Below are 20,414 nucleotides of genomic sequence, written 5' to 3'. Positions count from 1 at the left end.
GGCGCGTACGGACGATCGGACCTACGGTAGCGTAAGTTACGCCACCGTAGGGAGATCGTCGTGACCGCACTCAGCCAGACCGCCCTGCTCCTCGAGCTCGAATCCGTGGTGGAGAAGAACCTCGACCGCCACCTGTCGATGGCGAAGGAGTGGTTCCCGCACGAGTACGTGCCGTGGAGCGAGGGGCGCACCTTCGATGGGCCGCTCGGCGGCGAGCCGTGGGCGGGGACGGACTCGACCATCCCCGACGTCGCGCGTACCGCGCTGATCGTCAACCTGCTGACCGAGGACAACCTGCCCTCGTACCATCACGAGATCGCCACGCTCTTCGGTCGGGACGGGGCGTGGGGGACCTGGGTGCACCGGTGGACCGCCGAGGAGGGGCGGCACGGCACCGCCATCCGCGACTACCTGACGGTGACCCGGGCGGTCGACCCGGTGGCCCTCGAGCGGGCCCGGATGACCCACATGGCCGCCGGCTACGTCAACGTGCACAACGACGAGGTGCTGCACTCGCTGGCGTACGTCTCGTTCCAGGAGCTGGCCACCCGGATCTCGCACCGCAACACCGGGCGGGCGACCGGCGACCCGGCCTGCGAGGCGCTGCTGGCCCGGGTCGCCGCCGACGAGAACCTGCACATGGTCTTCTACCGCAACCTGCTCGGCGCGGCCTTCGAACTGGCCCCGAGCCAGGCGATGCGGGCGGTCGCTGACGTGCTGGACAACTTCCAGATGCCCGGCGTCGGGATCGACGGCTTCGCCCGCAAGTCGGTGGCGATCGCCCTGGCCGGAATCTACGACCTGCGCCAGCACCGCGACGAGGTGGTCGTGCCGGTGCTGCGCCAGTGGGACGTCTTCACCGTGAGCGGGCTGGACGCCGACGGCGAGGCCGCCCGCGACCAGATCGCCGGCCACCTCGACGAGCTGGAGCGCTCGGCGTCCCGCTTCGAGGAGAAGCGCGCCGCCCGCGCCGCCCGCCTCACCACCCCCCGCTGACCCACTCCCCGCCGCGGCCCACGCCCGGCCCGCTGATGGCCACTCTTTCTCGGAAAGAGTGGCCATTCCGCGTGCCATGACCACTCTTTCCGAGAAAGTGCGCTGAGGGTGCGGTGGCGGCGGGGCGGGGCGGGGTGGGTCAGGCGGGTTGGTCGAGGGGGAAGAGGAGGCAGGACGAGGTGGCGTGGGCGATGAGGCGGCCCTTGGCGTCGGTCAGGCGGGCCTCGGCGAGGGCGGTGCGGCGGCCGCGCTGGAGGACCGTGCCCTCGCAGCGCAGGGTGCCGCTGGCGACGGTCACCGGGCGGAGGAACTTCACGTTGAGGTCGAGCGAGGTGTAGCCGACGCCGGCCGGAAGCGTGGTGTGCACGGCGCAGGCCGCGGCGGTATCGAGCAGGGTGGAGATCACGCCGCCGTGCACGGTGCCGAGCGGGTTGTAGTGGAACTCCTGCGGGACCAGCTCGACCGCGACCCGACCCTCGTCGGCCTCCATCCGGGCCATGTCGATCAGGTGCATGATCGGGGGCGCGGCGAGCTCGCCGGCGATCATCGCGCGGAGCAGCTCCAGGCCGCTGCGGCGGCCGACGTGGGCGGCGCCCGCCACCGGGTCGGACCAGGAGAAGGTACGGCTGCGCGCCGGGTCCTGCGTCTGAGTCATGGACTCAGCCTCGCAGCGCATTGCTGAGTCTGTCAATCAGACCTAGCCTGGTCGGCATGAGACCCGCGGCACTGGACTGGTCGGTGGAGAACTGCACCATCGCCCGGGCGATGGCCATCCTCGGCGAGCGGTGGACCCTGGTGGTGCTCCGCGAGGTGTTCAACGGGGTCCGGCGCTTCGACGACATGCGGGTCCGCACCGGCATCCCCCGGCAGGTGCTCACCAACCGGCTGGCCACCCTGGTCGAGCAGGGGGTGCTGCGTCGCGAGCCGTACCGGGAGCCGGGCAGCCGGCTGCGCCACGAGTACCGGCTCACCGACAAGGGGCTCGATCTCTGGCCGGTGCTGGTGGCGGTGCTCGGCTGGGGTGACCGCTACCTGGCCGACCCGGACGGCTCCCCGCTCAGCGTCGGGCACCGTGACTGCGGCGCCGAGGTGCACGCGGAGCTGCGCTGCGCCGAGGGGCACCCGGTGACCGACCCGCGCGACGTGGTGCCGAGGCCGGGCCCGGGAGCGCGCCGGCGGGTCGACTGACCGGGCTTTGCGCGTACGCCGGGAGGTGCCCGACCAGGGGGCGCCGGCGCGCGGACGGCGACCGCCCGCGCGCCGGAGCCGGCTACCAGCCGAAGCCGTTGGCGTACGAGACGCTGGCCAGCACCGCCTGGCCGCTGGTGTTGGGGTGGAAGTAGTCCCAGGTGGAGACCTGGCTCAGCGCGAACGGGTAGTTGAACACCGCGTTGTCGTCGAAGTCGCAGTTCGCGCCGTAGGCGACGCAGGCCTGGGCGAGCTGGGTGTTGAAGTCGATCACGCGTTGCCGGACCCGGGCCCGGCGGTCGACGTCGGCCTGGGCGGTGGAGGTCGGGTTGGCCAGCATCGACCGGCAGATGCCGAAGGTCGCCCAGGCGGTACGGGCGCTGCCGCTGCCCTTGCCGACGAACCAGAGCTGGTAGATGTCCGGAACGCTGACCAGGAGGACCTTCGCGTCGGGCAGGCCGGCCTTGAGCCGGTTGAGCGCCGCGTCGACGTTGGTCCGGTAGGTGCCGACGGGGGTCATCGTCGACTCGGAGCTGGTGCAGGCGTCGTTGGCGCCGATCAGCATCGTGACGTACCCGACGCCCTGGCTGACCGCGCTGCCGGCCTGGCCGTACATGTCGGCGGACTTGGCGCCGCTGCGGGCGTCGTTGTGGTTGCGGCCCTGGATGCTCGGGTTGACCGCGCGGATGCGCAGGTAGTGGCTGTTCACCGTGGAGTAGTCCCCGGTGCTGAACGACCGCGAGGTGCAGTCGACGTACCAGCCGCAGGCGTTGAAGCCGCGGGTGATGGAGTCGCCGATGCTCGCCATCGAGTTCGGCGGCGGGCTGACGGCGGCGGTGGACGGGCTGGCGGCGAGCAGGACGAGGGCGGTGGCGCTGGCGAGGGTGGCCAGCGCGCGTCGGACGAGGGTCATGGTGGCCTCCGGATCACGAATGCCGGCGTGCTGCGGTGGCCAGATCGTATAGACGACTCTCTGTGTCCACAATGTTGCTTCAGGGTTACATGGGGTGGCGGGGTGAATTCGGGCAAAGGGATGCCTTGCACACGATCTTAAATATGTGAATACTTCAGTCACTCGGCCGGTTTCCCCAGGTCGGCCGGGTTGTCCTCGGGCGCGTCACCCCCGGCGCCGCCCGTCGCCCCCTCTCGGGAGGTTGTTACATGCGACCCACGAGGTCATCGCTCCGCCGCGCCGCTGCCGTCGCCCTGACCGGAACCCTGGTCACCGGCGCGCTGCTCGGCACACCCGCCCAGGCGGCACCCGCCTCGCCGGCTTCCCCCGACACCGCGGCCAGCCTGGCCGCCAGCCTCGGTGACCGCGCCGCCGGGGCGTACGCCGACGCCAGCGGCAAGATGGTCGTCGCCGTGACCGACGCCGCCGCCGCCCGCCAGGTCCGCGCCGCCGGCGCCACCCCGAAGCTCGTCACCCGGGGCGCCGCCGTGCTGAACCGGGCCACCGCCGAGCTGGAGCGTTCGGCGAAGATCCCGGGCACCGCCTGGTGGACCGACCCCGCCACCAACCAGGTTGTCGTCTCCGTGGACAGCACCGTGACCGGCGCCAAGCTGGAGCGGGTCAAGGCCGCCGCCGCCCGGATGAACGGCGCGGTCCGGATCGAGGCCGAGGCCGGCGTGCTGAGCACCCGGATCAACGGCGGTCAGGCGATCTACGCCGGTGGTGGCGGTCGCTGCTCGCTCGGCTTCAACGTCCGCAGCGGCAGCACCTACTACTTCCTGACCGCCGGGCACTGCACCAACATCTCGGCGAGCTGGTACACCAACTCCGCCCAGACGACCTACATCGGCCCGCGCGTCGGCACCAGCTTCCCGGGCAACGACTACGGCATCGTCCGGTACGACAACGCCGGCCTGACGCACCCCGGCACCGTCTACCTCTACAACGGCACCTCGCGTGACATCACCGGCGCCGGCAACGCGTTCGTCGGCCAGAGCGTGCAGCGCTCCGGCAGCACCACCGGCCTGCGCAGCGGCTCGGTGACCGCCCTCAACGCCACCGTCAACTATGCCCAGGGCAGCGTCTTCGGCCTGATCCGCACCACCGTCTGCGCCGAGCCGGGTGACAGCGGCGGCTCGCTCTTCGCCGGCAACACCGCGCTGGGCCTGACCTCCGGCGGCAGTGGCAACTGCTCCTCCGGCGGCACCACCTTCTTCCAGCCGGTGACCGAGGCGCTGAGCGTCTACGGCGTCAGCGTCTACTGATCGACCCCTCGTGAGCGGGCCGCCGGGTGACCGGCGGCCCGTTCCGCTGTCCGCCGATCCCGACGAATGAGCGTCGCCACCACCAGCAGCGGGCAGAGCGCCTCCGCGCCGGACGCCGCCCGCTCGGCCAGCCCGATCCGGGGACCGCCGGTGACCAGCTCCACCACGAACCAGCCGACCAGCGCCAGCAGCGGCGCCGCGGCCGTCGTACCCCATCGAGGCGGCAGCCCGGCGGCCGGGTCGGGCGCGCGGTGACCGGGCGCGGCGAGGGCCGGCCAGAGGGCCAGCGCGCCGAAGGCCATGGCCGCGGCGATCCCGTGCGGGGTGGACGAACCCCGCTCCGCCGGCAGCGGGAAGGCCGCCACCGCCACGGTGGCGACCCCGCCCAGGGCGAGCAGCAGCCGGCCGGCCGCGCGCAGCGGCCGCAGCCCGGCCGCGGTCACGCAGTGGCACAGCCCCAGGCCGAACAGGCCGACCGTCATGATCCAGCGGTCGGCCGCGTCCCGCGCCGCCAGGGCGCTGATCGTCCCGGATACCTGGTCGAAGCCACCCGGCTGACGGGTCGCCGCCCAGGTCCAGCCGCCGATCAGCAGGACCGGGGCGGCGGCGGAGGAGAGCAGGGCCCAGCGGGGTACAACGCGCACCCGGCACACCGTACGCGGGGTGGACAGTGCTCGCCGGTGTGGTGGGCGGGCAACCACGCCCGGTGGCATCCGGTGCCGGGGCAGCCTGACAGAATGCCAGGGGCAGAGGTGAACCGCAGATGAGGAGACGCAAGTCGTGATCCGTACCCATGACGCCGGCAGCCTGCGCGCGACGGACGCCGGCACCACGGTGACGCTCGCCGGGTGGGTGGCCCGCCGGCGCGACCACGGCGGTGTCATCTTCGTCGACCTGCGCGACGGCTCCGGCGTGGTCCAGGTGGTCTTCCGCGAGGAGGACGCGCACGCGTTGCGCAACGAGTTCTGCGTCAAGGTCACCGGCGAGGTGACCCGCCGGCCGGAGGGCAACGAGAACCCGGAGCTGCCCACCGGCGAGGTCGAGGTGACCGCCACCGAGCTGGAGGTGCTCTCCGAGGCGGCCCCGCTGCCGCTGCCGGTGGACGACCAGGTCGAGGCCGGCGACGACATCCGGCTCAAGTACCGCTACCTGGACCTGCGCCGGGGCGGCCCGGCGAAGGCGATGCGGCTGCGCTCGCGCGCCAACCAGCTCGCCCGGGGCGTGCTGCACGAGCGGGACTTCCTGGAGATCGAGACCCCGACGCTGACCCGGTCCACTCCCGAGGGCGCCCGCGACTTCCTGGTGCCGGTCCGGCTCCAGCCCGGCAGCTGGTACGCGCTGCCGCAGTCGCCGCAGCTGTTCAAGCAGCTGCTGATGGTCGGCGGCATGGAGCGGTACTACCAGATCGCCCGCTGCTACCGGGACGAGGACTTCCGCGCCGACCGGCAGCCGGAGTTCACCCAGCTCGACATCGAGATGTCCTTCGTCACCGAGGACGACGTGATCGACCTCGGCGAGGCGATCGTCTCGGCGCTCTGGAGGGACCTGGCCGGCTACGAGATCTCCCGGCCGATCCCGCGGATCACCTGGCACGACGCGATGTCCCGGTACGGCTCGGACAAGCCGGACCTGCGCTACGGCGTCGAGCTGACCGAGCTGACCGACTACCTGCGCGGCACCGAGTTCCGGGTCTTCGCCGGTGCGATCGACGTCGGCGGGTACGTCGGCGCGGTGGTCATGCCGGGCGGCGCGTCGCAGAGCCGCAAGGAACTCGACGGCTGGCAGGACTGGGCCAAGGCGCGCGGCGCGCGCGGCCTGGCGTACGTGGTGCTCGACGCCGAGACCGGCGAGGCCCGCGGCCCGGTGGCGAAGAACCTCTCCGCCGAGCACCTGGGCGGGCTCGCCGACGCGGTCGGCGCCAAGCCGGGCGACGCGGTCTTCTTCGCCGCCAGCACCAACACCCGCGAGGCGCAGGAGCTGCTCGGCGCGGCCCGGGTCGAGATCGCCAAGCGGGCCGGCCTGATCGACGAGAGCGCCTGGGCGTTCTGCTGGGTGGTCGACGCGCCCATGTTCGAGCGCACCGACGAGGGCGGCTGGACGGCCGTGCACCACCCGTTCACCTCGCCGAACGCCGAGTGGGTCGACAAGTTCGAGGAGGCCCCGGACCGGGCCCTCGCCTACGCGTACGACATCGTCTGCAACGGCAACGAGATCGGCGGCGGCTCCATCCGTATCCACCGGGGCGACGTGCAGAAACGGGTCTTCGACCTGCTCGGCATCACCCCGGAGGAGGCGCAGGACAAGTTCGGCTTCCTGCTGGAGGCGTTCAAGTACGGCGCCCCGCCGCACGGCGGCATCGCCTTCGGCTGGGACCGGGTCTGCATGCTGCTCGCGGGCGCGGACTCGATCCGCGAGGTCATCGCCTTCCCGAAGACCCGGGGCGGCTTCGACCCGCTGACCGGCGCCCCGACGCCGATCACCGCGCAGCAGCGCGCCGAGGCCGGCGTCGACGCCAAGCCGAAGGCCCCGACCGGGGTGCACGCCGGCACCGCCGGCCCGGTGGCCCCGGTGGCCGACCCGGTCTGAGCCGTCCCCACGTGATCGAGCGGTCCGCGTCATCATGACGCGGACCGCTCGATCTTTTTGAAACGGAGAACGCGATGACACTGCTCGTGGTGGGGGCCAGCGGCTTCCTCGGCGCGGAGATCTGCCGGCAGGCGGTGGCCGCGGGGGAGCGGGTGGTGGGGACGTACCACTCGGCCGCCGTCGCGGTGCCGGGCGTCGAGGCCCACCGGCTCGACGTCACCGACCGGGCCGCCGTGCGCGCGCTGGTCACCGCGGTACGCCCCGACGCCGTGATCGGCACCCCCTACCGGTACGACGACTGGGCGGTCACCGCCGACGGGGCGGCGAACATCGCCGTCGCCGCCGCCGAGGTGGGGGCCCGTCTCGTCCACCTCTCCAGCGACGCGCTGCACGCCGGGCGCCCGTCGCCCTATCTGGACGACGACCCGCCCGCCCCGGTCTTCCCGTACGGGGCGGCGAAGGCGGCGGCGGAGACCGCGGTCCGGGCGATCGACCCGCGGGCGACGCTGGTGCGCACCTCGCTGATCGTGGGGGAGGGGAGCAAGCAGATCCAACTCTGCCGCGACGCGCTCGCCGGGCGGGCCGCTCTCTTCACCGGCGAGGTCCGCTGCCCGGTCGACGTGGTCGACCTGGCCGCCGCCGTCCTCGAACTGGTGCCCGCCGACCACGCCGGCCTGCTCAACGTGACCGGCCCGGACGCGGTCAGCCGCGCCGAGCTGGGCCTGCTGGTGGCCCGCCGGGAGGGGATCGACCCGGCCGGGATGAAGACCACCACCAGCGCGGCGCTGGGGCTGGTCCGCCCCACCGACGTACGCCTCGACTCCACCCGCGCCGCCGGCCTGCTGCGCACCCGCCTGCGCGGCGTCGCCGAACTCCTCGCCGCCTGACCCTCCTCGCCGCCGCTGTCGGATCATGCACACTTCCTGTGCACAACTATTGTGCACAGGAAGTGTGCACGGATATTGTGCAAGGCATGGAGAACGACGACCCGGGGAGCCGGCCGGAGCCTCGCGCGGTGCGGATCGACCACCGCCAGGTGCGGGTGCTCGCCCACCCGCTGCGCCTACGCCTCGTCGGCGCCCTGCGCGTGAAGGGCCCGGCCACCGCCACCGCCCTCGCCGAACTGCTCGGCACGAACACCGGCGCCACCAGCTACCACCTCCGCCAGCTCGCCGAGGTCGGGCTGGTCGTCGAGGACCCCGACCGGGGCACCGGCCGGCAGCGCTGGTGGCGGGCCGCGCACGACGTCACCAACTGGGAGCCCACCGACTTCGACGACGACCCCGACGCCCGGGCGGCCATCGAGTGGATCCAGGGCGACCAGGTGCGCCTCCTGGTGGAGCACGCCGAGCGGTGGTTCGCCGTCCAGCACGAGTGGTCGCCCGCCTGGCGGGACGCCCTCGGCATGGGCGACATCTTCATGACCATCCCGCCGGCCCGGCTGGAAGCGCTCAAGGAAGAGGTGTGGCAGGTGCTGGAGCGGTACCGCCGGGAGGCCGATCCCGCAGACCCGGCGGCGCGTCCGGTTCAGGTCTTCCTCGCCGCCTACCCGCTGCTGGAGGGGAACCGATGAGCAGCGTGCTGTCCGTACGCCAGATCCGGTTCCGCTACCTCGCCCTCTACGGCCTGCGCTGGCTGCCCACCGGCCTGATCATCCCAGTGATGATCCTGCTGATGCAGGAGCGAGGGCTGTCGCTGTCCCAGATGGGCCTGGCCTTCACCGCCCAGGGCCTGGTGGTGCTCGCGCTGGAGCTGCCCACCGGTGGTCTCGCCGACGCCCTCGGCCGCAAGCCGGTGCTGGCCATCGCCTGGGCGTTGAGCCTGGTTTCGCTCGCCCTGTTCGCAGTGGCCGACTCCTTCGCGCTCTTCTTCCTGGTCTGGGCATTGCAGGGCGTCTACCGGGCGCTGGACAGCGGTCCGTTGGAGTCCTGGTACGTCGACGCCACCCTCGACGCCGACCCGGACGCGGAGTACGAGCCGGGCCTCGGCTACGCCGGCACCGTCACCGGAGTCGCCATCGCCGCCGGCGCCCTGCTCAGCGGCGGCCTGGTCGCGCTCGGCCCGGTCGGCCCGGTCAGCGCCCTGACCGTGCCCGTGCTGGTGGCCATCGCCCTCCAGGTGGTGGCCCTGGCCGCGCTGCTGGCGCTGCTGGTGGAGACCCGTCCGGCCAAGGGCTCCGGCGCGCTGCGCGCCTCGGTCGTCGAGGCGCCCCGGATGGTGGGCCAGGCGTTCGGCCTGCTGCGCCGCTCCCGGGTGCTGCTCGCCCTGGTCGCCGTCGAGCTGTTCTGGGGCTTCGGCATGGTCACCTTCGAGTCGCTGCTCCCGGTCCGCCTCTCCGAGGTGGTCGGCGACGCCGACCGGGCGGCGGCGCTGCTCGGCCCGGCCAGCTCGGCGGCGTGGCTCGCCTCTGCGGCCGGCGCCGCGGCCACCCCGCTGCTGTTGCGCTGGCTGGGGGCCGCGCCGAGCGCCGCGCTGCTGCGGATCCTGCAGGGGGTGACCGTGGTCGGCATGGGGCTGTTCGCCGGACCGGTCGGCGTGCTGGTCGCCTACCTGGCCTGCTACACCGTGCACGGCGCGTCGAACCCGCTGCACATGGGACTGCTGCACCGCCAGGTCGACGGCCCCTACCGGACCAGCGTCATCTCGCTGAACTCGATGATGGGCCAGCCGGGTGCGGCCATCGGCGCGGTGGTCCTGACCGCCGTCGCGGACGCCAGCAGCGTCAGCACCGCCATGCTGGTCGGCGCGGTGGTGCTCGCCGTGGCCGCCCCGCTCTACCTGCCCGCCTGGCGCGCCGGTCGCCGCTCCGGAGACGGGCGGGAAGCCACGCCGGTCACCGATCCGGTGGGGTCCGGGCCCGGCCCCGAACTGGCGCCCGGCCCCGACCCGGTGGCGCCGGCCCCCGGCTCGTCCGGCTCCGGCCCGGTCGCGTCGACTCCCGGCGTCGCCGCGGATGCCTCGCCGCTTCGCTGACCGGCGGGGCGGTCGCCTCCCCGTTCGGCCGCGTTACGAGTGCGGGCCGCTGACCCGGGCCGAGCCGTCGACGCAGGCCAGTCAGTCCCGCGGTCCGAGCCGCCCATCCGGTCCGGCGGCGAGGATGGTCGTCCGACCCGTCAGCTCCTGGTCGGCAATGATCATGTGATCCGGGCTAGAACGTCCCGGCCGGCCGACGCCCGGGCCCGGACGTGTCCAGGGTGGAGATTGACGGAGAGACCGATTGGGTACATCAGGCGGCGACCTGCTGGGAACCCCCACCGGAGGACACAGATGCTCGCCATTCTCGCCGCCATCGTCTTCGGCTTCGCGCTGCTGATCGACCTGCTCAACACCAACTTCGGGGCACCGGACCTGTTCAACTGGAACACCCTGGTGCTCATCGGCCTGCTGCTGCTCGCCCTCTACCTCGCCGGCGTCGGCAGCGGCCCGCGCGGCGGTGGCGGCGGTGGCGGCGGCCGCTGGTACCGGGGTCGTCGCCCGGGGCGCGGCTGACCGCGACCGATCAGGCCGGCCCAGCCCGCGGCGCGATTCCAGCGTTGCGGGCCGGGCCCGGTACTGTCTTCGTGATGGAGTCCGATGCCCTTTTCACCTTCGGCGAACCCGCCGCAGCGCCCAGCGCTCCCGCGGGTTCACCGGTTGTGGACGGCTTCACCGCCATCGGGGAGGATTCGCCCCTGCCCGTCCGGATGCGCCCGGCCAGCATCGACGAGCTGGTCGGCCAGGACCACCTGCTCGCGCCGGGCGCGCCGCTGCGCCAGCTGGTCGGTGGCGGCGCCCCGATGTCGGTGATCCTCTGGGGGCCGCCGGGCAGCGGCAAGACCACCATCGCCCACCTGGTGGCCCGGGCCACCGACCGCCGGTTCGTCGCCATGTCGGCGCTCTCCGCCGGGGTCAAGGACGTCCGGGCGGTGATCGACACCGCCCGCCGCCAGCGCCGCTCCGGCGGCCCGCAGACCGTGCTCTTCATCGACGAGGTGCACCGGTTCAGCAAGACCCAGCAGGATTCCCTGCTCGCCGCGGTCGAGGACCGGACCGTGACGCTGCTCGCGGCGACCACCGAGAACCCGTACTTCTCGGTCATCTCACCGCTGCTGTCCCGGTGCGTGCTGCTCACCCTCCAGCCGCTGGACGAGGTGGCCGTGCGCGGCCTGCTGCGCCGCGCGGTCGCCGACCAGCGCGGCCTGGGCGGCGCGCTCACCCTCGACCCCGAGGCCGAGGACCACCTGGTACGCCTCGCCGGCGGCGACGTCCGCAAGGCGCTGACCGCGCTGGAGGCCGCGGCGGCCTCGGCCACCGCGCTCGGCACCGGCCGGATCGACCTGGCGACCACCGAGCAGGCGGTGGACGTGGCCGCCGTCCGCTACGACCGGGACGGCGACGCCCACTACGACGTGACCAGCGCCTTCATCAAGAGCATGCGCGGGTCGGACGTGGACGCCGCGCTGCACTGGCTGGCCCGGATGCTGGTCGCCGGCGAGGACGCCCGGTTCATCGTCCGCCGGCTGGTGATCTTCGCCAGCGAAGACGTCGGGATGGCGGACCCGACCGCGCTGAGCGTGGCGACCGCCGCCGCGCACGCCGTGGAGTACGTCGGGCTGCCCGAGGCGCAGCTCAACCTCGCCCAGGCGGTGATCCACCTGACCACCGCACCGAAGTCCAACTCGGCCACCACCGCCATCGGCGCGGCGATCGCCGACGTCCGGGCCGGCCGGGGCGGGTCGGTGCCGCGCGGCCTGCGCGACGCGCACTACGCCGGCGCCCGCGGCCTGGGCCACGGCAGGGGCTACCGCTACCCGCACGACGACCAGCGCGGGGTGGTCACCCAGCAGTACGCTCCCGACGATCTCGTCGGGACCGACTACTACCGGCCCAGCGGGCACGGCGCCGAGCGGTCGGTGGCCGCCCGGTTGCCCCTGCTGCGCCGGATCGTCCGCGGGCTGTCCGCCCCGGCGTCGCGCCCCGACGGGCCGGTGCCGGCGGTGAACGGCCGACACCCGTCGGGCACGGGGCGCGCCGGTGGGGCGGATGAGGACGGCACCGACGCCGTCGGGGAGGGCCAGCTGTGACATCGCGTGGTGGGGAGCGACCGCAGGACGGTCCCGACGAGCGGCGCGACCCCCGCGCCAAGGGCCGCCGCTGGGGTCGGGGGCGCGGCGAGGAGACGCCGCCCGAGCCGGTCGGCGAGGAGTTCGGCTGGATCGACGACCTGCGTACCGCCAAGCAGCAGCGCGCCGAGCTCGGCCCGGAGGGTGGCCCGGTCGCCCCGCCGCACCCCGGACCGGTGCCGCCACCCGGTGGCCGGGGCCTGGCGACGCCGCCCGGTGGCCCCCGCCCGGCGGGTGCCCGGCCCGACGGACCGCCGACCGGTCCCGGGCAGCCGGGGCCCCGCCCCGACGCGCCACCGTCCGGTGGCGGCCGACCCGGTCCGCGTCCCGACGTGGCGCCCGGAGGTTCCGGTGCCGTCGCCCCGGACGGTCTCCGGCCCGGCCGTCCCGCTCCCCGCCCGGACGGGCCTCCGCACGGCCGTGCGGGCGCCGGCGGCCAGGCCACCCCACCGGTACGCGGCGGCTGGCCCGCCGCCCCCGAACAACGCCCCCGCCCCGGCGAAGGACCCTGGCCGGGGTCGGCGGCAGCCGGGCGGCCCGGGCACCGGGGACCCGAGCGGCCGCAGGGCGAACCGCCGCGGCCGGACGGTCCGGTCGCTCCGGTCTCCGGCGCCGGTGCGGTCCGGGCCCAGGCGCCCGGGCGTCCGGTCGGTGCCGGGCAGGCGCCGGCGGCCGACCGACCGACTCCGGGTGGGGTCGGACCGGGCGTCCCGCCGCCCCCGGCGCCCGGACGCCGCGGTGGCCCCGAGGGCGGCCGCCCGGCGATGGATCGGACCGATCCCGCTCGTCGCGCCGGGCCCACCGGTCCGGCAGCCGCCCGGGGCGGCTTCCCGCCGGATCCCGGCCAGCCCACCCCGGTCAGCGGCGTACCGCGTCCGGACCCCTCGGCGCCGGTGAGCGGTGCCCCCCGCCCCGACCCCAACGTCCCTGAGCCGCGTGCCGGGCGAGCCCGTCGTGCGGCGGTCGACCCGATGGTCGGCGAGGCGTCCGGCGAAACCGGTCGCCGTCCGGTCGGTCCGGCCGCGCCGGAACGTCGCGCCGGTCGTCGCCGTGCCGCCGAGGCCGCCGAGCCCGTGGTGCCGCCGACCGGCAACCCCCCGCCGCTGCCGGGAACCGGCTCGACCCCGGCCGTCCCGGGCACCGGGACCGGTCGACCGGGTCCCGCCGCTGACGGCAACGGCCGGCGCCGGCCGCAGCTTGGTCCGGACACCGACGAGCCCACCGGCCGCCGGGCCGCGGTGCGGCCGGACACCGACGAGCCCACCGGCCGCCGGGCCGGGCCGGGCGGCGCGTCGCGTGCTGACCGGCCGGAACGGCCGGCGGACTGGCTGCGTCAGGCGGGCCGTGCCTCACACACCGATCCCGCCATTCCGGCGGTCGACCGGGCGGCCCCGGCCGGCGGGTCCGCCGTGCCACCGGACCCGGACGCCCCGGGCCGCCACGGTGGCGCCGCCGGCGGCGCTGCGACCCCGACGGGTCGCGCCCGCCGGGGCAGCGAGCCGCCGATGCCACGCCCAGGGGCCGAGCCGGTGCCGCGTCCGGGCCAGTCCCGGCCGGCGCGCGGAGCCGCCCGTCCGGGCGCGGCCGTACCGCCCGGCCCGGGCCCGGCCCGGCCCGACGGTCCCGCCCGGGGGCCGGAAGACGACGGCCCACATCCGGCTCGCGGTGCCCGCGCCGAGGGCCCCGGCCCGCGTCCCGGCGGTGCCACCGCGGTGCCGGGCCGCCGCGCCGACGGTCCGGACCCGGTCCCCGGTCCGCGAGCCGGTGTCCACGGCCCGGCCGTCGGTCCACGTGCCGGCGGCCCGGCAACCGACGGCGCCGGGTCCGGCCCGCGCCCCGTCGGTCCCGACGCCGCGCCCGGCCCGGCCCGGGGAGCGGCGCGTCCGAACGGACCCGCGACGGGCGCGGCCCGGCCACCCTCGCCGCCCGACGATCCGCGCCGCCCCGCGCCGCAGCCGGGCAACGGGCCGCGCGGCGGTCTGCCCGCCGGGGCCGCGGCCGTCCCGGGCCGGCCCGCGGTCGCCCGGGCCGCCGCGCCCGTGTCCCGACCTCAGCCCGGCCCCACCGCCGACGAGCACCCCGGAGGGGCCACTGCTCCCCAGCGGCAGTCCGGTCGGCCGGAGCCGGCCGGTGTCGCCTCCGTCCCGTCGTCCGCCCGGGCCGACGACGCCCTGTCGGTGGCCAGGGCGGCGGCGGTCGTACCGTCGACCGGCCCACGGCCGGAGCCCATGGGCCCGGTCAGCGGCCCGCCGCTGCGCCCGGCCGCCGGGGACGATCCCGACGACGCCGGCCCGGGCGGGCTGCGGGGCGCCCGGTCGGAGCTGCGCCGGCAGATGCGGGAACGACGGCGGCTGCGACTGGGCATCCTGGTGCTGGTCAGCGTGGTGCTGCTCGGCGCGGTCCCGCTCTTCTTCGGTATCCGTACGCTCAGCCACGACCCCGTCTTCGACACCCTCGACGAGCTGGACGTGCCCGGCTGGGCGGCGGTGAAGACGGTGGACAACGTCAGCGGCAGCCGCTGGTGCCTGCAGGATTGCCGGTTGCGGGAACGCACCGTCGAGTCCGAGCGCGCGCCGGAGGAGACCGTCCGGACCTACGAGCAGGCGCTGACCGCCGACGGCTGGCGGCCATGGAAGGTCGCCCGATGCCCGGAGCAGCAGGAGAAGGGGAGCTACACCTGCTGGCGCCGCGATGAGCTGACCCTCGACCTGTGGGTACGCCAGCCGACCTGCGTTCCGCCGCCGGTCAACGGTGAGCCGGCGGTCCCGCCGTCCCCGGTGGCCTCGCCCGCTGCGCGGAAGTGCGCCGGGTCGTTGGTGTCGGTGAAGGTGCGCAATGCGATCGATGACGAGCGGACCCGACCACAGCCGAGCACCGATCCGTCACTGACCGGTGAGGATCCGTACCCGACGTTCACCGACGACCCGCTCGGCGAGCCGACGGGCTCACCGTCCTGAGCCGGTTTCCATCACGGACGGTAGGGTCTGGGGCTGGCAGGCCCGCCTGTCCGCGCTGACCCGGACGGGTCGCGCGGCGACATTGTGGGTAGGTACGGTCGCGCGTTCCGGGGCGGCGGGTCCCGGGACTCTGGTTGAGGAGGACATGCGTGGATGGTGGACAGATCGCTGCGCTGATCGCGGCCGGTGCGTTCCTGATGCTGGTGCTCGTGCTGGCGGTGCCGATCCTGCGGCTGCGACACACCGTGGACGCCACGACCCGGATGATCAACGACCTCAATGAGCAGACCACCCCGCTGCTGGGTGACGTCAACACCACGGTGAAGAACGTCAACACCGCGCTGGAGCAGGTGCAGACCTCGCTCGACGGGGTCAACCTGCAGCTCGCCAAGGTCGACACCATGACCACGCACGCGCAGAACGTCACCGCCAACGTGGCGAACCTGGCGACCGTCGTCTCCGCCGCCGCGGCCAACCCGCTGGTCAAGGTGGCCGCCTTCGGCTACGGCGTACGCCGGGCCGCCTCGGCGCGCCGGCACGCCGAGACCGAGCGCGAGGTGCGCGACACCATCAAGCAGCAGCGTCGCGCCGCCCGGCGCGGCAACCGCTGACCAGCCCGGCGGTGAGCAGGAGGATGAGAGCATGAGGCGACTGTTCTGGCTGGGTATCGGGCTGGCCGTGGGTGTGGTGGTGGTACGCAAGGCCACCCGCACCGCGCAGGCGTACACCCCGGCCGGGATCGCGAGCGGGCTGTCCGAATCCGCTGGCGGCCTGGTCGAGTCGCTGCGTAGCTTCGTGGAGGACGTCCGGGTCGGGATGGCCGAGCGGGAGCAGGAGATCCACGAGGCGTTCGCCCGTGGCGAGGCGTTCGACGACCAGTTCGCCGAGCTGCGGGAGGACCCGCGCATCGGTGACCGAGAGATCTTTCCGGAGGAACACCAGCGATGAAGACGGCGGAGATCAAGCGGCGGTACCTCGCCCACTTCGAGGCGAACGGCCACGCCGTGGTGCCGTCCGCTCCGCTGCCCGCCATCAGCGACCCGAACCTGCTGTTCGTCAACGCCGGCATGGTGCAGTTCGTCCCCTACTTCCTCGGCCAGCAGACCCCGCCGTACCGGCGGGCGGTCAGCGTGCAGAAGTGCATCCGCACCCCGGACATCGACGAGGTCGGCAAGACCAGCCGGCACGGCACGTTCTTCCAGATGAACGGCAACTTCTCCTTCGGTGACTACTTCAAGGACGGGGCGATCCCGCTCGCCTGGGAACTGGTCACCAAGCCGGTCGCCGAAGGCGGCTACGGGCTGGACCCGGAGCGGATCTGGCCGACCGTCTACCTCGACGACGACGAGGCGTTGCAGATCTGGCGCTCGGTCGGCGTGCCGGCCGAGCGGATCGTGCGCCGCGGCAGGGCCGACAACTTCTGGTCGATGGGCATCCCCGGCCCGTGCGGCCCGTGCTCGGAGCTCTTCTACGACCGCGGCCCGGAGTACGGCCGCGAGGGCGGCCCGGCGGTCGACGAGGACCGCTACATGGAGTTCTGGAACCTCGTCTTCATGCAGTACGAGCGGGGCCCGGGCACCGGCAAGGAGAACTTCCCGATCCTGGGCGACCTGCCGGCGAAGAACATCGACACCGGCATGGGCCTGGAGCGGATGGCCTCCATCCTGCAGGGCGTCGACAACCTCTACGAGATCGACGAGGTCCGGCCGATCCTGGACCGGGCGGCCGAGCTGACCGGCAAGCGGTACGGCGTGCACTCCGGTCACGTCGCCAGCGAGTCGCATCCGGACGACGTGCGGCTGCGGGTGGTCGCCGACCACGTGCGCACCGCCCTGATGCTGATTGGCGACGGGGTCACCCCCAGCAACGAGGGCCGCGGCTACGTGCTGCGCCGGATCATGCGCCGGGCCATCCGGGCGGTCCGGCTGCTCGGCTGGCAGGAGCGGGCGCTGCCCGAGCTGCTGCCGGTGGCCCGGGACTGCATGGCCCCGTCGTACCCGGAGCTGGCCGAGGAGTTCGACCGGATCTCCCAGTACGCGTACGCCGAGGAGGAGGCCTTCCTCTCCACGCTGCGCGCCGGCACCACCATCCTGGACACCGCGATCGCCGAGACGAAGTCGGCCGGCCGGCCCGCGCTCTCCGGTGACAAGGCGTTCCAGCTGCACGACACGTACGGCTTCCCGATCGACCTGACCCTGGAGATCGCCGCCGAGCAGGGCCTGCAGGTGGACGCCGAGGGCTTCCGCCGGCTGATGGCCGACCAGCGCAACCGGGCGAAGGCCGACGCGCAGGCCCGCAAGACCGGGCACACCGACGTGTCGGCGTACCGGTCGGTGCTCGACGACGGTGGGGTGGTCGAGTTCACCGGCTACACCGAGCTGAACCGGGAGTCCCGGGTCCGCGCGCTGCTCAGCGGCGGCGCCACGGTCGGCGCGGCGGTCGAGGGCGACACGGTCGAGCTGGTGCTGGACACCACCCCGTTCTACGCCGAGGGCGGTGGGCAGCAGCCCGACCAGGGCCTGATCACCGTGGGCGGCGGGCAGGTCGAGGTCTTCGACGTGCAGCAGCCGGTGCCGGGCCTGATCGTGCACCGGGCCCGGGTGCTGCGCGGCGAGGTGCGCGCCGGCGAGACCGGGTACGCGGAGATCGACGTGACCCGGCGGCGGGCGATCTCCCGCTCGCACACCGCGACGCACCTGGTGCACCAGACGATGCGCAACTTCCTCGGCGAGTCGGCGACCCAGGCGGGTTCGCTGAACGCGCCGGGTCGGCTGCGGTTCGACTTCAACACCCCGACCGGGGTGGCGCCGAGCGTGCTGCACGACGTGGAGCAACAGGTCAACGAGGTGCTCCTGGCCGACCTGGAGGTGCACGCCTTCATCACCACCCAGGAGGAGGCGCGCCGGATCGGCGCGATGGCGCTCTTCGGCGAGAAGTACGGCGAGCGGGTCCGGGTCGTCGAGGTCGGCGACTACGCCCGGGAGCTGTGCGGAGGTACCCACGTGGCCCGCTCCGCGCAGCTGGGCCTGGTGAAGATCCTCTCCGAGGCGTCGGTCGGCTCCGGCGTACGCCGGATCGAGGCCCTCGTCGGCATGGACGCGTTCGGCTTCCTGGCCCGCGAGCACCTGCTGGTCTCCCGGCTGGCCGAGCTGTTCCGGGTGCCGGGCGACCAGGTCGCCGATCGGGTCGAGCAGACCGTGACCCAGCTGCGGGACGCGGAGAAGGAGCTGGAGAAGCTCCGCGCCCAGCTGGTGCTGGGTGGCGCGGCGGCGCTGGCCGGGCAGGCGAAGGACGTCCGCGGGGTCGCGTACGTCGGCACCGAGGCGCCGGAGGGCGCGGCCGGCAACGACGTGCGTACCCTCGCCCAGGAGATCCGCGGCAAGATCGACCCGGCGCGGCCGGCGGTGGTCGCGGTGGCGGCCCGGTCGAACGGCAAGGCGTCCCTGGTGGTGGCCGTGAACGCGGCGGCCCGGAGCCGGGGCCTCGCCGCCAACGATCTGGTCAAGGCGGCCTTCTCCGGTCGGGGTGGCGGCAGCCCGGACGTCGCCCAGGGCGGTGGCCTGCCCGCCGCTGAGGCGCCGAACCTGCTGCTCACCGTCGAGAAGGCGATCGCCGACGCGTGATCACGTACCGAGGAGGGCTGGGGCGGACCGACATGGTCCGCCCTGTCCCGTCCGGCCCGAGGAGTGACCGTTAAATGACTGAGTTCTCCCGCGGGGTGCGACTGGGGGTGGATGTCGGACAGGTCCGGGTCGGCGTGGCCCGCTCCGACCCGCACGGCGTGCTCGCCACCCCGCTGGTCACCCTGGCCCGGGACCTGACGGCGGCGCCCGACGCGGTGCCGACCGACATCACGGAACTCGCACACCTCGTCACGGAGCACGAAGCGGTCGAGGTCGTGGTCGGCCTTCCGGTCAATCTGGCTGGTAAGCACGGCCCGGCGGCGCAGCACGTGACGGCGTACGTGAGCCGTTTGGTCGATGTAATAGCGCCGGTTCCGGTGGCGCTCACCGACGAGAGGATGTCGACCGTCGTCGCGTCTCGTAGGCTGGCGGAGCGAGGCGTCCGGGGAAAGCGCCAACGCGCGGTGGTCGACCAGGCCGCCGCGGTCGAGATCCTGCAGAGCTGGCTAGACGCGCAGCGGAGGCGGACGGAATGATCGACGATCTGGACCTCGGGTTCGACGAGTCGGAGAGGGGTGAGAAGGGCCGGCACCGACGCGGCTTCGTCGAGCGCCGCAAGCGCAAGTCCGGCGGGCGGGGCAAGACCATCTTCGCCCTGTTCATGGCGTTGGTCCTGCTGGCCGGCATCGGTGGCGGGGCCTACTACGGCTTCGACCGGGTCCAGAACTACCTCGTCACCCCCGACTACGACGGCGCCGGCACCGGCGAGGCGCTGGTCGAGGTGAAGCAGGGAGCGCTGATCGCCGACATCGGTGACACCCTCGTCACGGCCGGTGTGGTGAAGAGCACCAAGGCCTTCATCGAGGCGGCCGAGGAGAACACGCTCAGCAAGAACATCCAGCCCGGCCTCTACAAGGTGCGCAAGCAGATGAGCGCGGAGAAGGCGCTCACCATGCTGCTCGACCGGAAGAACAAGATCACCAACCGGGTGACGATCCCGGAGGGCCGCACCGCCAAGAACATCTACAAGCTGCTCTCGGACAAGACCAAGATCCCGGTCAAGGAGTTCGAGGCGGCGGCGAAGGACCCCGAGGCGCTGGGCGTCCCGGACTGGTGGTTCACCCGCAAGGACGGCAGGAAGATCGTCAAGTCCGCCGAGGGCTTCCTCTACCCGGACACCTACGAGATCGCGCCGAACGCGACCGCCGAGAGCATCCTCAAGGACATGGTCGACAACTTCCTCACCGTCACCGGCGGGCTGAAGTTCGCCGACGAGGTGCAGTCGAAGCTCGGTGGCGTGACGCCGTACGAGGCGCTGATCGTGGCGTCGCTGGCGCAGGCCGAGGCGGGCAACAAGGACGACCTGGGCAAGGTCGCCCGAGTGGCCTACAACCGGGTGTACAAGGAATTCCCGTGCAACTGCCTCGAGATGGACGTGACCGTCAACTACTACCTCGAGCTGACCGGCCAGAAGACCAAGACGTCCGCCCAGATGACGCAGGACGAGTTGGTCGACACCAAGAGCCCGTACAGCCGGAAGCTCAAGGGCCTGGTGCCCACCCCCATCAACAACCCCGGCAAGCTGGCGATGCAGGGGGCGATGGACCCGCCGGACGGCGGCTGGTTCTTCTTCGTCGCCATCGACAAGCAGGGGCACTCCGCCTTCGCGGTGACCTCGGAAGAGCACGAGCGGAACAAGGTGAAGGCCCGCCAGGCGGGGGTCATCTGACCGTGAGTGGCTACGC

General features: G+C 73.7%; 19 protein-coding genes. 15 read left to right on the top strand and 4 right to left on the bottom strand.

The window, feature by feature from the left end; genetic code table 11:
• The first annotated feature begins 60 nt into the window (after positions 1-60).
• Positions 61-996 (top strand): acyl-ACP desaturase, encoded by a 936-nt coding sequence (locus ACLQ2U_RS13410; RefSeq protein ID WP_425750936.1) that lies wholly within the window; start codon positions 61-63, stop codon positions 994-996.
• Between the two features lie 139 nt (positions 997-1,135).
• Here the strand turns inward: ACLQ2U_RS13410 and ACLQ2U_RS13405 are convergent, their stop codons facing one another.
• Positions 1,136-1,651: a PaaI family thioesterase gene (locus tag ACLQ2U_RS13405; RefSeq protein ID WP_425750935.1), complete on the bottom strand. Its 516-nt coding sequence runs from the start codon at positions 1,649-1,651 to the stop codon at positions 1,136-1,138.
• A gap of 56 nt (positions 1,652-1,707) precedes the next feature.
• Here ACLQ2U_RS13405 and ACLQ2U_RS13400 point away from each other — a divergent pair, with 56 nt between their 5' ends.
• Positions 1,708-2,184 carry a winged helix-turn-helix transcriptional regulator gene (locus ACLQ2U_RS13400; RefSeq protein WP_425750934.1) on the top strand — a complete coding sequence of 159 codons (477 nt, stop codon included), beginning with the start codon at positions 1,708-1,710 and terminating at the stop codon, positions 2,182-2,184.
• 82 nt (positions 2,185-2,266) lie between these two features.
• On the opposite strand, the gene ACLQ2U_RS13395 is transcribed toward ACLQ2U_RS13400, so the two are convergent.
• Positions 2,267-3,097 carry an SGNH/GDSL hydrolase family protein gene (locus tag ACLQ2U_RS13395; RefSeq protein WP_425750933.1) on the bottom strand — a complete coding sequence of 277 codons (831 nt, stop codon included), beginning with the start codon at positions 3,095-3,097 and terminating at the stop codon, positions 2,267-2,269.
• Between the two features lie 248 nt (positions 3,098-3,345).
• On the opposite strand from ACLQ2U_RS13395, the gene ACLQ2U_RS13390 reads away from it, so the two are divergent.
• A complete protein-coding gene (locus ACLQ2U_RS13390) occupies positions 3,346-4,401 on the top strand; it encodes a S1 family peptidase (protein ID WP_425750932.1) in 1,056 nt (351 codons plus the stop codon).
• Here the strand turns inward: ACLQ2U_RS13390 and ACLQ2U_RS13385 are convergent.
• Positions 4,395-5,045, bottom strand: coding sequence for a DUF998 domain-containing protein (locus ACLQ2U_RS13385; RefSeq protein ID WP_425750931.1), 651 nt, complete (start codon positions 5,043-5,045; stop codon positions 4,395-4,397). The two genes, ACLQ2U_RS13390 and ACLQ2U_RS13385, sit on opposite strands and share 7 nt — an antisense overlap.
• A gap of 136 nt (positions 5,046-5,181) precedes the next feature.
• Here ACLQ2U_RS13385 and aspS point away from each other — a divergent pair, with 136 nt between their 5' ends.
• The 6 genes from aspS to ACLQ2U_RS13355 all read left to right on the top strand — a co-directional run bounded on the left by aspS (position 5,182) and on the right by ACLQ2U_RS13355 (position 12,050).
• The gene (gene aspS, locus ACLQ2U_RS13380) at positions 5,182-6,987 is read left to right on the top strand and encodes an aspartate--tRNA ligase (RefSeq protein WP_425750930.1); all 1,806 of its coding nucleotides are present in this window, start codon (positions 5,182-5,184) and stop codon (positions 6,985-6,987) included.
• A gap of 74 nt (positions 6,988-7,061) precedes the next feature.
• A complete protein-coding gene (locus tag ACLQ2U_RS13375) occupies positions 7,062-7,874 on the top strand; it encodes an SDR family oxidoreductase (RefSeq protein WP_425750929.1) in 813 nt (270 codons plus the stop codon).
• An 86-nt stretch (positions 7,875-7,960) separates the two neighbouring features.
• Complete coding sequence (locus tag ACLQ2U_RS13370; protein ID WP_425750928.1) at positions 7,961-8,560, top strand: ArsR/SmtB family transcription factor; 600 nt, start codon at positions 7,961-7,963, stop codon at positions 8,558-8,560.
• Positions 8,557-9,960: an MFS transporter gene (locus ACLQ2U_RS13365; protein WP_425750927.1), complete on the top strand. Its 1,404-nt coding sequence runs from the start codon at positions 8,557-8,559 to the stop codon at positions 9,958-9,960. The genes ACLQ2U_RS13370 and ACLQ2U_RS13365 overlap by 4 nt, the downstream gene beginning before the upstream one ends.
• A 294-nt stretch (positions 9,961-10,254) precedes the next feature.
• On the top strand, positions 10,255-10,476 hold the full coding sequence (locus tag ACLQ2U_RS13360; protein ID WP_425750926.1) for a hypothetical protein: 222 nt from the start codon (positions 10,255-10,257) through the stop codon (positions 10,474-10,476).
• 74 nt (positions 10,477-10,550) lie between these two features.
• Positions 10,551-12,050 (top strand): replication-associated recombination protein A, encoded by a 1,500-nt coding sequence (locus tag ACLQ2U_RS13355; protein ID WP_425750925.1) that lies wholly within the window; start codon positions 10,551-10,553, stop codon positions 12,048-12,050.
• A gap of 1,388 nt (positions 12,051-13,438) precedes the next feature.
• Here the strand turns inward: ACLQ2U_RS13355 and ACLQ2U_RS13350 are convergent.
• The gene (locus ACLQ2U_RS13350) at positions 13,439-13,861 is read right to left on the bottom strand and encodes a hypothetical protein (RefSeq protein WP_425750924.1); all 423 of its coding nucleotides are present in this window, start codon (positions 13,859-13,861) and stop codon (positions 13,439-13,441) included.
• 561 nt (positions 13,862-14,422) lie between these two features.
• Here ACLQ2U_RS13350 and ACLQ2U_RS13345 point away from each other — a divergent pair.
• From ACLQ2U_RS13345 to mltG, 6 genes are all read left to right on the top strand, one after another.
• On the top strand, positions 14,423-15,046 hold the full coding sequence (locus ACLQ2U_RS13345) for a hypothetical protein (RefSeq protein WP_425751113.1): 624 nt from the start codon (positions 14,423-14,425) through the stop codon (positions 15,044-15,046).
• Positions 15,047-15,195: 149 nt separating this feature from the next.
• On the top strand, positions 15,196-15,657 hold the full coding sequence (locus ACLQ2U_RS13340) for a DUF948 domain-containing protein (RefSeq protein ID WP_425750923.1): 462 nt from the start codon (positions 15,196-15,198) through the stop codon (positions 15,655-15,657).
• Between the two features lie 31 nt (positions 15,658-15,688).
• Entirely contained in the window at positions 15,689-15,994 is a 306-nt protein-coding gene (locus ACLQ2U_RS13335; RefSeq protein WP_334494037.1) for a hypothetical protein, read from the top strand.
• Positions 15,991-18,669, top strand: a complete 2,679-nt coding sequence (gene alaS, locus ACLQ2U_RS13330) for an alanine--tRNA ligase (protein WP_425750922.1) — start codon at positions 15,991-15,993, stop codon at positions 18,667-18,669. The genes ACLQ2U_RS13335 and alaS overlap by 4 nt, the downstream gene beginning before the upstream one ends.
• 74 nt (positions 18,670-18,743) lie before the next feature.
• On the top strand, positions 18,744-19,205 hold the full coding sequence (gene ruvX / locus ACLQ2U_RS13325; RefSeq protein WP_425750921.1) for a Holliday junction resolvase RuvX: 462 nt from the start codon (positions 18,744-18,746) through the stop codon (positions 19,203-19,205).
• A complete protein-coding gene (mltG, locus tag ACLQ2U_RS13320) occupies positions 19,202-20,398 on the top strand; it encodes an endolytic transglycosylase MltG (RefSeq protein ID WP_425750920.1) in 1,197 nt (398 codons plus the stop codon). The genes ruvX and mltG overlap by 4 nt, the downstream gene beginning before the upstream one ends.
• Positions 20,399-20,414 lie beyond the last annotated feature (16 nt).

This window comes from Micromonospora sp. DT47 (assembly GCF_049844475.1).
Classification (GTDB): Bacteria; Actinomycetota; Actinomycetes; order Mycobacteriales; family Micromonosporaceae; genus Micromonospora.
Note: the sequence above shows the minus strand (reverse complement) of the source record. Positions and strands in the feature narration are given on the sequence as shown.